The organism is Planctomycetota bacterium, assembly GCA_016125255.1.
Classification (GTDB): domain Bacteria; phylum Planctomycetota; class Phycisphaerae; order Phycisphaerales; family Zrk34; genus RI-421.
On sequence record WGMD01000012.1, the window covers coordinates 78,431 to 91,128 of the forward strand.

Genomic DNA, 12,698 nt, shown 5'->3' on the forward strand with positions numbered 1-12,698 from the left:
GCCGTCCACGCGCGACCCGCGTTTTTGGACTCCAATTGACTCGCCCAAATTGCCTGATCCGGATTTATCGGACAGATGATATGGGCTTTTTGATCCAAAAATGCGGCATAGATGTTAAAGTAGTTAAGCTGGATAATGTGGTGAAGAAAAAATCGCCGCCTTGACGATACGTCTAGTGTCGCAGCATGTGTCTGCGGCGAGGGACAGGTACACAGGCCCGCGACGGGACGTTGCGGGAAGCACACGATCGGCGCTGAGCAGGGATGCACGTGAGCGTCAGTCAACGGGCCCGACGGGCCGGAGCACGAACATGAGTCAGCAGGTACTGGTGGAGCGTTTTTTCGAGACCCTCATCAGCGGGGATCGAGCGGCGGCGCGGGCGATCGTTGACGAATGCCTGATGGCGGATGTGCCGGCCGAGGCGATCATCGAAAAGCTGTTCTGGCCCACGCTCATGATGGTCGAGAAGCTTTTCCGTCAGGATCAGCTCACCGTACTGGCGCACCATTACGCGACGCGCCTCCTGCGCATGCTCGCCGATCAGATGCAGATGCGGCTGACCAATGCCGAGCCGCGCAACAAGAAGGTGCTGCTGCTGTGCGGCCCCACGGAGCCGGACGAACTTCAGGGCCAGATGGCGGCCGACCTGCTCGAAGCCAATGGGTATACGACGTACTTTGGCGGCGGCGGGATCGCCAATGACGAAATCATCAATCAGGTCGGCGAACTGAAACCCGAAGTGCTCGTACTCTTCGGCTCCACGCCCGCCGACCTGCCGCATATCCGCCAGCTCATCGACGAGCTTCACGATGTGGGCGTCTGTCCGTCGATGCAGATCGTCGTCGGCGGAGGCGTGTTCAACCGGGCGGAGGGGCTTGCCGAAGAGATTGGCGCGGATCTGTGGGCGCTGACGCCGACCGAAATGGTCGCGGCGATCAACAGCGATCCGCAGAAGCGCATGGACGGCGATCAGCGCACGGTCGGTCGCCGCCGCCGTCAGACCCGCGCGGCCTGAATCGAATCAGGGGTCGGACATCGAGAATGTGAAAACACCCCCGGCGCGTGGAGCCGGGGGTGTTGTTTTGTGTGAATGGAGGACGATCACGCCAGCAGGTCGTGCTTGACTTCGCCTTCGTCGGACGGGCCGATGAGTCGGGCGTTGAGGCCCTGGAACGGGTAGGAGAACTTGTAGGGGTCGAGGCCCATGACATGCAGGATCGTCGCCTGAAGGTCGCGCACGGAGACGGGGTTTTCGGTGACGTGATAGCCCAACTCGTCAGTCTCGCCGTAGGAGACGCCGCCCTTGATCCCGCCGCCGGCCATCCAGATGCTGAAACAGTGCGGATGATGATCGCGGCCGAGGAATTTGCTGTGCCCCCCGCGGTTTTCGTTCATGGCGGTGCGGCCGAACTCGCCGCTCCAGACGACGAGCGTCTCATCGAGCAGCCCGCGCTGCTTCAGGTCCCGGATCAGGGCGGTCATCGGCTGATCGATATCGCGGGCCTTGTCCTTGAGGCCGAGCGTGATGTCCGTGTCGCGCGCCGTGCCGTGGAAGTCCCATCCCCAGTCAAAAAGCTGCACAAAGCGCACGCCCGACTCGACAAGGCGTCGGGCCAGGAGGCAGTTGCTGGCGAAGGGTTCGGCTTTTTTGTCGAGGCCGTACATCGACTTGATGTGCGCCGGCTCGCGCGAGATGTCCATCACCTCCGGCACGGCCATCTGCATGCGATACGCCAATTCGTACTGCGCGATGCGCGTCATCGTTTCGGGGTCGCCGATCGTCTGATGCTGAAATTCGTTGAGTGCCCGCGTGGCGTCGAGCATGCGCCGCCGACCCGCTGAATCCATCCCGCTCGGGTTCGACAGGTACAGCACCGGGTCGCCGCTCGTACGGCACTGCACGCCTTGATAGACGCTCGGCAAAAAGCCCGAGCCCCAGACGCTCTTGCCCGCGCTCGGATCTTTCCCGCCGGACACGAGCACGACGAAGCCCGGCAGATTCTGATTCTCCGTGCCCAGCCCGTACGTCGCCCACGCGCCCATCGAAGGATACCCGAGCTGCGGATTACCCGTGTGCAGGAATAACTGCGCCGGCGCATGATTGAACTGATCCGTATGCATCGATTTGACGATCGTCACATCGTCCGCAATCGTCTGGAAGTTCGGCAGCAGTTCGCTGATCCATGCCCCGCCCTGTCCGTACTGCTGAAATTTGTACGGCGTACCGAGCAGGTTCGGATGCCCCTTGATGAACGCGAATCGCTCCTTCTTCAAAAAGTCGTCGGGGCAGGGCTTGCCATTAAGTTCGACGAGCTTGGGCTTCCAGTCGAAGAACTCCTGCTGCGGGGGCGAGCCGGCCATGTGCAGATAGATGACGCGCTTGGCCTTGGGCGCGAACATCGAAAGCCGCGGCGCCATCGGATTGTCGCGCACCTGTTTCGCCGACGCTTCGCCCGCCATCATCGACGCCAGCGCCATCGCGCCGACGCCCTGCGCGGAGCGGCTCAAAAAGTGGCGCCGTGTGATCGCTTGCACGTATTTCATGTGAAGATTCATGGTTCAACCCTTCGTGATCGTTTCGTCGAGATTGAGAATCGTGTTGGCGACGACGGTCCACGCCGCCGCTTCCGCCGCGTTCATGTCCTTGGGCAGCGCGCCCAGTTCGCTCGTCGCCAGCGCCATCGCCGCGGACGATTCGCCCTTGTAATACGCCAGTTCCTGCTTGTAGAGGTTCACGAGCATGGCGATTTCCCGCTTGTGCGGCGGGCGGATTTCGACAAGGGAGAAAGCGAAGGCGGCGCGGTCTTCGATGGACGATCCGCCGTCGGTCATGATCCGTCGCGCCATCGCCTGCGCCGCTTCGACGTACACCGGGTCGTTCATGCCGACCAGCGCCTGCAGCGGCGTGTTGGTGCGGATGCGGCGGATGGTGCAGACCTCGCGGCTCGTGCCGTCGAAGGTGATCATCGAGGGGTACGGACTGGTGCGGCGGATGAACGTGTAGAGCCCGCGGCGATACTTGTCCTCGCCCTTGCTCGTCGCCCATTTGTCGCCGCTGTACACCATCTGCCACACATTGTCCGGCTGCGGCGGCATGACCGAGTCGCCATACATCTTGTGCGACAGCAGCCCCGCACACGCCAGCGCCTGATCACGCACCATCTCCGCAGAGAGCCGGAAGCGCGGCCCGTGCGAGAGCAGTTCGTTGCGCGGATCCTTTGCCAGCGACGCTTCGCTGACCTGCGACGACTGCCGATACGTCGCCGACATGACGATCATCTTGCACAGCGCCTTGGGCGACCAGTGAGCCGTGTCCATCAGCTCGACCGCCATCCAGTCCAGCGCCTTGGGATGCGTCGGCTCCGTGCCCTGATGGCCGAAGTCCTCTTCGGTTTCAACGATCCCCATGCCGAAGAAACACGCCCAGTAGCGATTGACCAGCACGCGCGCCGTCAGCGGGTTATCCCGTGCGACGAGCCACTGCGCGAGGCCCAGCCGGTTGTGCGGCGCATCTTTCGGGAACGGATGAAACGCCAACGGCACGTCCGCTTCCACTTCGTTGCCAGGATTGAGGAAGTTGCCCTTGATGAGCATGTGCGTGGTGCGCCCCTTGCCCGCGGGAAGTTCCTTCATGATCGGCGTCGTCGGGGCGTCGATGCCTTTGAGTTCTTTCTCGATGGCGGCGATCTGCTGCTTGCTCTCACTGGTGATCGGTGAGATCGAACGGTAGTAGTCGGCGATCGTCTTGCGCTGCGCATCGCTGCGCTTGGCCGGGGCGATCGCCAGCGCGTCGGCGACGTCGTCGGGCAGCGTACGGACGGGGCGAGGCGAAGCCGTGACGGAGACGCGGAAGCGGCCGAGCGTGTGCTTGTTGCCGTAGTTCTGTTCGAGTGTGAGCGTCAGGTCGGTCCCGCCGTCAAATCCGATGTCGCCGGCGGTTTGGAACACGGCCGCATGATCCTCGCCGAAGCGCGGCGACACGGCCCAGCCCCACTTGGCGCTGCTTTGGTCATTGTCGATCGCCGCCGCGGCGGTCCATCCGTGAAACGGATTGTCCGCGCTGTTGTCGGCCTGCTCGAAGGTCGCGCTGGCGTGCTCGAGCCGCACGCCGACCGAGTCGCCGATCGCCAGTTCGGCACTCGTCTTGGGCGCTTCGGCGAGCGTGCGTTCCCAGATGACTTTGTGATCGGCGTCGAGCAGCGACACGCGGGCGCCGTTGAGGCGGGGCGCGAGATTATTGTCTGTGCGGTTGAACACGACGACCTTTTCGATGGGCTTGGCGCCTCCCAGGTCGACTTCCCACCAGGGATCATCCTGCACGGCGCAATGGCTCACCGAGTTGTGCGTGTACTCGCCATCGGTGTTGCCGTCGATCGCGCGCTTGGCGTCGCCGCCGAAGTCGGTCGAGACTTGTTTGGCGGTGCCGAGCGGCGCGATGTTCTGTCCGCCGGAGAAGGCCTGCACCTCGGCCAGATGGAGAATCCGCTGTTTGCCCGGCAGATCGATGCGGACGAATCGGGCCGGCTGCGTCGCTTGCGCATGGGCGGGTTTGGCCTGCACGCGCAGTTCGCTGAGCACGAAGTTGCCATTGCCCGATCGCCCCGGACCGCGCGACGGGAGACTGTCATCGCTCATCGCCTCGATGCGTACGGCGGTGATGTGTCGCAGGTCGGTGTGCACGGAGACGGTATACGCATCGGTGTCGGGCGTGTCGCCGGACGCGACGAGCGACCCATCGGCCTGCACGGCGAGCTTCGTGCCGTTGGCGGAGGTTGCGGCGGTCGGGGTCAGCGTGGTCCACTGGGCTGCGCCGCCGGCGACTTGCTTCTCCCATTTCGCCTGCGCTTCGCGCAGCGCCTTGTCATCGCCATTCAAACCCCCGCGCAGCTCGGCAAGCCGGGCGTTGAGCGCGTCCGTCTTCTGCTTCTGCTCATCCGTCGGCATCGCCATGCGCGGCGAATCATCATTGCGGTCCGCATCATCGGACTGATTGAAAAACGCGAACATCTGGTAATACTCGCGCTGCGTGATCGGGTCGTACTTGTGGCTGTGACACTTCGCGCAGCCGAACGTCAGACCCATCCACACCTGCCCGGTCGTGTCCACGCGATCCATCACCGCCGCCGTGCGGAACTCCTCGTCGTCCGTTCCGCCTTCGGTATTCGTCATCGTGTTGCGATGAAACGCCGTGGCGAGAATCTGATCGCTCGTCGCATTGGGAAGCAGGTCGCCGGCAAGCTGATCGATCGTGAACTGGTCGTAAGGCATGTCCTGGTTGTACGCCTTGATGACCCAATCGCGATAGCGCCAGATGCCCGGACGGCGATTATCCTTCTCATAACCCTGCGTGTCGGCGTAACGAGCGAGGTCGAGCCAGACGCGCGCCCATCGTTCGCCGTACGCCGGCGAGGCGAGCAGGCGATCGACCAGATGCTCATACGCCGCGGGATCCTTGTCATTGACGAAACGCGTGACTTCCTCGGGCGTCGGCGGCAGACCGGTCAGGTCCAACGACAGCCGACGAATGAGCGTGTACCGATCCGCTTCGGGCATCGGCGTCAGTCCCGCCGCTTCGAGCTTCGCCAGAATGAAGTAGTCGAGCCCCGACTTGGGCCAGTCCGCGTGCTGCACCGCCGGCAACTCCGCTTTGACCGGCGCAACGAACGCCCAGTAACGCGGCACATCCGGATAGTCCGGGTCCACGCCGTCCGGCCAAACCGCGCCTTCGGCGATCCACCGTTCCAGCAACGCGATCTGCGACTTGCTCAGCGACTTGCCGTCCTTGGGCATGCGGTCCATGCCGTCGCCGCGCACCGCTTTGAGAATTTTGCTCTCCGCCGGCTTACCCGGCACGAGCGGCATGTCCCCCGAGTCGGCCGCGTGAAACGCATAAATCTTCCGATCCCATCGCAGCCCGGCTTCCTGCTTTTTGACGCCGTGGCATTCGTAACAGGCATCGCGGAGAATCGGCTGAATATCACGGACGAAATCGACGGGCTGAGCCGCCCGCGCCGGATCGGATACGGCGGCCGCAAGACAGACGGCCGTGCATAACATGAGTCTCAGATGGGTCATACGCGCGGTTCCGGTGGGGTTTTCATGGCCCGAGTCGGCGGGAGCCCGCAAGGGGCTTTCCTTTATTCCGCCTCAGCGATGAAAACTGGTACAGACAAATCCGGAATTTCGACCCGCGCGGGGTGACCGGCGGGTGGCTATTTCTTGCTCTTGTCCGTCAGCTCGACGCCGTCGGGCCAGATGGCGCCGTCGTCGATCCATTTTTTGATCAGGTCGATCTGATCCTTGGGCAGGGGCCCGCCTTCGTCGGACGGTGGCATGACATCGTCCTTGTCGGCCGTGCTCAGCAGGTCAATGACATTGCTGTGGGCGCTGTCCTTGGGCTTGATGTTGTCGGGGGCGGTGTCGCCGCTGGTCATAGCCAGTTCGCGCGTGTGGAGCTGGAAGTGCGCCTTCTTTTTGTCGGGGCCGTGGCACTTGATGCAGTGGGCCTCGATGATGGGTTTGATCTGCGTGACGAAATCGACGCCGCCGGTGTTGACGGTCGGCACGGGAATGGGAATCGGCACGACAATCGGATTCTTCTTGGGCGCGACGTTCATGAGCTTCTCGAACGCCCGGGTGTACAGGTCATCGCCATATACGAGCGATCCGCCCTGATGTCCGACGAGGCCGACGAGCATGGCGCAGAGAATGACGCCCACATGCCAGCGTTCGACGCGGGCGGGGTCGGCGGTGTTGCGGGCGCGCGTGGCGGCGATGGCGGTGATCAGTGCGAGAATAGTGACGGAGACACCCAGCCAGCGGTGCCAGAAGACTTCCGCGTGCATGTCGGCGGTGATCCCGCCGTAGCCCTTCTGCGGTGCGAACGAGAAGCCCATTGCCGTGGCGACGATCGCGCTGATGACGCCGATCCAAAGACAGTAGAACGCCACGTCCGGCGAGATCGATCGGAATTTCCATCGCAGCACGATGAACAGGGCCGCGATGGTCAGCATGGCGACGGGGAAGTGGACGGTTGCCGGGTGAAATACGCCGATGAAATCCCAGAGCCGCGCGAAAAACGACGGGGGCGCCGGGGGAGTCGGCGCGACGGCATTGGCCGCATCGGCAACAGCCGCCGCCGGCGCGCCGGCCGGGGCCGCGGCTTCGTCGTGCGCCAGCACCGGCGCCGCGACAAGGGTGAGCATCAGCAACAACCACGAAATTCTGATTCGTTTCAAGGATCGGGCCTCATCAGGGATGAAAAAGAGTCCGACTCCGGCGGGGCCTTATTGTAGTCCCGCACACCGGGTCGATGCCACATGCCTCAATTGTCCAACGCCCGACTACTCGACGCTGTTGCCCCCGTTGACCGAAAGCTTCTGGCCCGTGATGAACTTGGCGGCGTCGGACGCCAGGAACGCCACCGCCTCACCGATGTCCATCGCCTCGCCCATGTGCCCCATCGGCACCGCCCGCGCGTACGCATCCTTCATGTCCTGCGCATCGTCCGCATGACGCTCCGTGGGAATCCACCCCGGCGAGACGACGTTGACCGTGATCTGCCATGGCGCCAGCTCGCGCGCCCAAGACCGCGTCAGGCCCAGTTGGGCGCCTTTGGCGCTGACATAATTGGAGAAGCGCGGCACGGCCATCTCGAGCACTTCCGATCCGATGTTGATGATGCGCCCGCTCCGCCGCTGCTTCATCGAACCGACCACCGCCTTGGCCAGCAGCACCGGGCTCTTGACGAAAAATTCCAACTGTTTGACGCAATCCTCCCATGTCAAATCTTCGATGGCGATGAACGGCTGCGGGCCCGTCGCATTGGGCACGAGAATGTCGATCGGCCCGAAGCGCTTGGCCACCGCCGCCGTCATCGCGTTGACCTCGGTTTCGTCAACGACGTTCGCCTTGAAAATCTCCGCATCGCCGCCGGCCGCGCGAATTTCATCCGCGACGGTCTTTGCCTTGTTTTCCGAGCCAAAATAGTTCACGGCGACTTTGGCCCCGCGCTGGCCCAGCGCCCGCGCGATCGCCGCGCCCAGTCCGCGCGAAGCGCCGGTGACGAGTGCAACTTTGCCTTTGAGATCCGTAGCAAGCATGGCGTCCCCTTGTCAGATGAATAGGGAAAACAGGATACCAAAAAATAAAGAAGCCCACGGTTCAAAACCGTGGGCTTCCGTTGTGTCACATTCTCGAAACCGACCCCAGTGGTTTACGAAGCGCGGGGATGGGCGTGGTCGTACGCCGTCCGCATGCGCTGCGTCGTCAGGTGCGTGTAAATCTGCGTGGTCGAAAGCGACTGGTGGCCCAGCAGCTCCTGCACGCTGCGCAGGTCCGCGCCGTTGTCGAGCAGGTGCGTCGCGAACGAGTGGCGCAGCGTGTGCGGGCTGATCGACGGGTCCAGCCCCACCTGCTCCAGATACTTGTCGAGCTTGCGGCGGACCGATCGGCTCGAAAGCCGCCCGCCGGCCTTGTTGATGAACAGCGGAACCTCGTCGCCCGACGCCACGGCTTCGCGCACATGCGCGAAGCGCGGATCGCGCTCCAGCGTTTCGACATAGCGCGTGATGGCGTTGTGCGCGTGCTTGCCCAGCGGGACGATGCGCTCCTTCTTGCCCTTGCCGCGGATGACCAGCGCTTCGCCCATCTCGTCCATGTGATGGCGGTTCAGATCGACGAGTTCGCTGACGCGGACGCCGGTGGAGTAGAGCGTTTCGAGGATCGCGCGGTCGCGGGCGCCGAGCGTGGAGCCGTCGTCGGGGGCCGCCAGAAGCTGTTCGATCTGCGAAACGGTCATGGCCTTGGGCAGGCGTTTGGCCTGCTTGGGCGTGCGGATCATGAGCATGGGATTGGCCGCCACGATGCCGCGGCGGTGCAGGAACTTGTAGAAGCTGCGGAGCGTGGCGATCTTCCGCGCCATCGTCGCGGCGGAGTATTCGTATTCGTCCAGATGCGTCAGGAAGCGCCGGATCGCCAGCGCATCAGCGCTGACAATCGCCGTGCCGACCCCCGGAACTTCAGCCGCCGGATCCGTGGCCTGTGCGGACGTCGGCGTTGCGCCTTCGCCGCCCGCCGAAGCACCGGCCAGGAACTGTGCATACTGACGCAGGTCCGCACCGTAACAGCGCGCGGTGAAGGGGCTGAAATGGCGCTCAAGCTGCAGGTATTCGAGGAACTGGTTGATCAGCGGCACGTTCATGGCGAGGCTCCAGAGGGAAGAGGTGGTTTCTAGATTCAGGTTTCTAGTTTCTGGTTTGCGGATTCCGGTCCTTAACTGGAAACCAGAAACCAGAAACTCATATTCATCCGGGCATCATCTTTTTAAGCTGCTTGTGCATCTGATCGCCCATCTGGTGGCTGAGCACCGCGGCGTCGAACCAGTCGAAATCGCTGGCCGGATCGCGGGCCGTCTCCGCCAGCGAGCGCAGCACCGCCGCCTCCTCGCCGGGCATGTAACGGAACACCCAGCGCTGCGTCTTTTTGACGAGCACCAGTTCGGCGGGCTTGATCGGCGATCTGTCTTGAGAGTCGGTCACGGTCAGCTTCCGGTCGCCATGAAGGCGACGGAAGACCGTGGCCTCATGGCTGGGTTGTACGGATCACATTGTCATCGGCGGCGCTGGCCGTGGGCGGCATCGGCTGTCGGTGCAGGCGATCCCATTCACGCGCGAAGAGCCGTCGCATCAGCTCGTGGCTGACGAATTCGTTGTAAAGGTCCATATTGATGATGTAGCGTCGCCAGCCGGCCGGTTCATCGTCGGCGGCCCGGCCGTGGGCGTAGTCCTGAATCCGCTGAAGCACCGCCCCGTTCGCCGCGTCAAAGTGATCGCTCACCGTGGCGACGGGCTGTTCGTAGCGGACCATGCCGGGCAGATCGTTGGTCGACGTCGCTCGTGTCAGGGCACGCGAGTCCAGGGCGGTTCCGCCGCCGGGCAGCTCGCGGGCGTAGAGCTGAATCGTCGCGCCGATCTTCGGCGGCTCGTACGGGTCCCACGCCGTGATCGTTCCCACGATCAGCCCGTCCACACCCAGCAGATTCATCAGCTTCATGGCGTCCCCGACGCTGTTGACCGCATCAATCTGCGCCGCGTTCATCGCCGCCAGCACCCGATTGACCGGCACCACGCCGATGCCATTGATCTGCTGAATCTGCTGCGCCAGGTGGTCGGCCACGACGGCGCTGTCGACGAGCGATGTGCCCGATTCATTGCGAAACGGCGCGACCGCCCACATCTTCGGCCCCGGGTAGGGCGTCGAATACACGAGCGGCTGCTCGATGCGCTTCTGAAACAGCTCACAACCCGCCGCCGACAGCATCAGCCCCAGCATCAGACTCAATATGACCTTTTTACTTGTCATGGCATCCTGCCTGTCCGGCGGGCTCCGCCCGCACAAAGTAGCTGTCAGGTCTCAGCATTCAGTCAACAGCGTTTAGCGAGGCCGCTCGCGGCCTGTTCCTTCCTGAAACCTGACCGCTGAATGCTCAAAACTTCTATTCCGTCGGCACCGACGCCTGTGGCGTCGTCGCCTTGTTGTCCTCCGCACCGGCCATCATGCTCTGACCCGCGTGCACCGACCAGATATTGTCGAAGCCCGCGCGATTGGACACAAAGAACAGCGCCCCGCTCGGGCCCCACACCGGCTGCGTGTTGGCGTATTTGTCGTTGGTCAGTTTTGTGCGGCCGGTGCCGTCGACGTTGATCATCCAAAGCTCGGCGAACTGCGGCTTGGCGCCCGGCTCGCTCGGGGGGTTCACCACGGTTGTGAACGCCAGCTTCTTGCCATCGGGGCTCCACGCCGGCGATATCACCGCCGCGTTCGTCGCCACCGCGATTTCCGTCGGGTGCATGCCTTCGCCATTCACATAGTCGATGGTCCACACGCTGAACGTCCGCGTGCCGCGGAAGCGGGCGCGCTGGAAGGCGATCTTCTTGCCATCGGGGCTGAACGTGGGGAACAGGCCGAAACCGATGAACTTGCGTCGGGCGGTGTTCTCGACGTCGATGACGACCATTTCCCACTGCCCGCTCTGCGTGCCCAGACTCGAAAAGACGATCTGCTTGCCGTCGGGCGACCAGCTCGGGTGCAGCTCCTGACTCGGGTCATTGGTGAGCTGCACCGGCGCGCCGCCATCGACGCCCTGAACGTAGATGTCCCAGTTGCCCGCCCGATCGGACGCGAAGGCGATCTGCTTGCCATCGGGGCTGAAGGCGGGCATCACATCGTTGCCGGGGTCGTTGGTGAGTTGCGTCGTGGTGTTGCCGTCGACGCGCTTCAGATAAATGTCAGCGGTCGCGCGATGGCGGGTCGAAGCGAAGACGAGCCATTGACCGGTCGGGTCGATGTTCACGTCATAGTCGCTGCCTTCGCGGCTGAAGGTGACCTGGCGGAGGTTATCGGAAGCGTCGGTGGGGTTGGCGCCCTTTTCCGAGCCGGGCAGTTCGCCCCACAAGCTCAGCCGCCCGGCGATGGGGCGGATCGAGGCGTTGTTCGGATTGGCCGGCTCGACGCCCGCCGCGGCGGGGGAGGGCTCCATGAACGCCGGGTTGACCGGTTCAGCGGCGGCGACCGGTGCCGACGCGATCGCCGGGGCAGGGGCCGGGGCGGCCGTCGCGGGAGCCGGGGTCGCCTTCACGACGCTCGTTCCCGGCTCATCGCTCAACGCATATCGGCCCGCCGCCGAGTGCGAAGTGGTGCAGGCCACGGGGGACGTCAGAAGCGCGAGCAGCGCGGAAATTTTCAGGGCATGTCCGTTCATGTTCGACCTCCGCGCCAAACACAGCGCACTTGTGTCATCCTTCTGTCGGCATTCGGGGCGGTGGAACGTTCCGAAAATAACAAGCCGCAGACCCATGCCTGTTATCGGACGAGTTGAGGGGGGGACTTGAGAGAGCGGAGGAAAAACAAGAAGTCAGCGATCAGTGATCAGCGATCAGACATCGCACCCCAGCACAACCCCGTTTAGCGAGGCCGCTTGCGGCCTGCTCTCCTTTTCTTACTTCTTCTCATCAAAAAGCTGTTTGCTCTCGATGATCGCGCGGGACATGTCGGCGAGCGTGCGGCGGGCGTCGCGGGCCTGTTTCTGCAGGCGTTTCATCGCCTCCGCCTCGCCCAGCCGCAGGCGATCCATCAGAATCCCCTTCGCCCGCTCCACCAGCTTGCGGTTCTCCAACGCGACCTTCAATTCCTCGACCTGGCCGGCCAGCGACTTCTGCTCCCGGTACCGGGCCCACGCCACCGTCAGCCCGACGCGCAGTTCGTCGCGCGTAATCGGCTTGACGAGGTAGCCGAACACCCCCGCCTTGACGCTCCGCGCCACGCTCTGCTCATCGCTGTACGCGCTGACGAGCATCGCGGGGATGCCCAGCTCGCTGAAGATCGCTTCCGCGACGCTCAGGCCGTCGATCTTGGGCATGCGGATATCGAGCAGGGCGATGTCCGGCATGTGCGTCCGCGCCAACTCCAGCGCCTTTTCGCCGTCGCTCGCCGGCCCGATGACCTGAATGGACATTTCACGCAACTGGTCCGCCAGACTGGCCGCCAGAAGATGCTCGTCCTCCGCGATCAAAATCTTCGTCGGCAGACCGGGGCGGTCCTCCGACGGCGCAGCCGACCCCTCGATGTTGTCACGCGCATCAGTCATAGTCACAACTCCCATCCCGGATACCATTTGTGTGACCATCATTGCGGGGTGA

Annotated in this window: 11 protein-coding genes; 2 read left to right on the forward strand and 9 right to left on the reverse strand. The window is 63.5% G+C overall.

Annotated features, from left to right (window positions below):
- The first annotated feature begins 310 nt into the window (after positions 1-310).
- Entirely contained in the window at positions 311-1,015 is a 705-nt protein-coding gene (locus GC162_11310; GenBank protein MBI1369226.1) for a hypothetical protein, read from the forward strand.
- Positions 1,016-1,101: 86 nt separating this feature from the next.
- On the opposite strand, the gene GC162_11315 is transcribed toward GC162_11310, so the two are convergent.
- The 8 genes from GC162_11315 to GC162_11350 form a co-directional block, all read right to left on the reverse strand.
- Positions 1,102-2,556 (reverse strand): DUF1501 domain-containing protein, encoded by a 1,455-nt coding sequence (locus GC162_11315; protein MBI1369227.1) that lies wholly within the window; start codon positions 2,554-2,556, stop codon positions 1,102-1,104.
- 3 nt (positions 2,557-2,559) lie between these two features.
- Entirely contained in the window at positions 2,560-6,075 is a 3,516-nt protein-coding gene (locus tag GC162_11320; GenBank protein ID MBI1369228.1) for a DUF1549 domain-containing protein, read from the reverse strand.
- Positions 6,076-6,212: 137 nt separating this feature from the next.
- On the reverse strand, positions 6,213-7,205 hold the full coding sequence (locus GC162_11325; protein ID MBI1369229.1) for a hypothetical protein: 993 nt from the start codon (positions 7,203-7,205) through the stop codon (positions 6,213-6,215).
- Between the two features lie 138 nt (positions 7,206-7,343).
- The gene (locus tag GC162_11330; GenBank protein ID MBI1369230.1) at positions 7,344-8,102 is read right to left on the reverse strand and encodes an SDR family oxidoreductase; all 759 of its coding nucleotides are present in this window, start codon (positions 8,100-8,102) and stop codon (positions 7,344-7,346) included.
- 113 nt (positions 8,103-8,215) lie between these two features.
- Positions 8,216-9,202 carry a tyrosine recombinase gene (locus GC162_11335; protein MBI1369231.1) on the reverse strand — a complete coding sequence of 329 codons (987 nt, stop codon included), beginning with the start codon at positions 9,200-9,202 and terminating at the stop codon, positions 8,216-8,218.
- A gap of 103 nt (positions 9,203-9,305) precedes the next feature.
- Positions 9,306-9,539: a hypothetical protein gene (locus tag GC162_11340; GenBank protein ID MBI1369232.1), complete on the reverse strand. Its 234-nt coding sequence runs from the start codon at positions 9,537-9,539 to the stop codon at positions 9,306-9,308.
- A gap of 43 nt (positions 9,540-9,582) precedes the next feature.
- A complete protein-coding gene (locus GC162_11345; GenBank protein ID MBI1369233.1) occupies positions 9,583-10,362 on the reverse strand; it encodes a hypothetical protein in 780 nt (259 codons plus the stop codon).
- A 133-nt stretch (positions 10,363-10,495) separates the two neighbouring features.
- Complete coding sequence (locus GC162_11350; GenBank protein ID MBI1369234.1) at positions 10,496-11,539, reverse strand: hypothetical protein; 1,044 nt, start codon at positions 11,537-11,539, stop codon at positions 10,496-10,498.
- Here GC162_11350 and GC162_11355 point away from each other — a divergent pair.
- Positions 11,538-11,891 (forward strand): hypothetical protein, encoded by a 354-nt coding sequence (locus tag GC162_11355; protein MBI1369235.1) that lies wholly within the window; start codon positions 11,538-11,540, stop codon positions 11,889-11,891. The two genes, GC162_11350 and GC162_11355, sit on opposite strands and share 2 nt — an antisense overlap.
- A gap of 107 nt (positions 11,892-11,998) precedes the next feature.
- Here the strand turns inward: GC162_11355 and GC162_11360 are convergent, their stop codons facing one another.
- Positions 11,999-12,688: a response regulator gene (locus tag GC162_11360; GenBank protein ID MBI1369236.1), complete on the reverse strand. Its 690-nt coding sequence runs from the start codon at positions 12,686-12,688 to the stop codon at positions 11,999-12,001.
- Positions 12,689-12,698 lie beyond the last annotated feature (10 nt).

What these genes read in the sequence shown, in the direction of transcription:
- GC162_11310 (MBI1369226.1), top strand. Translation starts at nt 311, where the DNA reads ATGAGTCAGCAGGTACTGGTGGAGCGTTTTTTCGAGACCCTCATCAGC.
- GC162_11315 (MBI1369227.1), bottom strand. Translation starts at nt 2,556, where the DNA reads ATGAATCTTCACATGAAATACGTGCAAGCGATCACACGGCGCCACTTT.
- GC162_11320 (MBI1369228.1), bottom strand. Translation starts at nt 6,075, where the DNA reads ATGACCCATCTGAGACTCATGTTATGCACGGCCGTCTGTCTTGCGGCC.
- GC162_11325 (MBI1369229.1), bottom strand. Translation starts at nt 7,205, where the DNA reads ATGCTCACCCTTGTCGCGGCGCCGGTGCTGGCGCACGACGAAGCCGCG.
- GC162_11330 (MBI1369230.1), bottom strand. Translation starts at nt 8,102, where the DNA reads ATGCTTGCTACGGATCTCAAAGGCAAAGTTGCACTCGTCACCGGCGCT.
- GC162_11335 (MBI1369231.1), bottom strand. Translation starts at nt 9,202, where the DNA reads ATGAACGTGCCGCTGATCAACCAGTTCCTCGAATACCTGCAGCTTGAG.
- GC162_11345 (MBI1369233.1), bottom strand. Translation starts at nt 10,362, where the DNA reads ATGACAAGTAAAAAGGTCATATTGAGTCTGATGCTGGGGCTGATGCTG.
- GC162_11355 (MBI1369235.1), top strand. Translation starts at nt 11,538, where the DNA reads ATGAACGCCGGGTTGACCGGTTCAGCGGCGGCGACCGGTGCCGACGCG.
- GC162_11350 (MBI1369234.1), bottom strand. Translation starts at nt 11,539, where the DNA reads ATGGAGCCCTCCCCCGCCGCGGCGGGCGTCGAGCCGGCCAATCCGAAC.
- GC162_11360 (MBI1369236.1), bottom strand. Translation starts at nt 12,688, where the DNA reads ATGATGGTCACACAAATGGTATCCGGGATGGGAGTTGTGACTATGACT.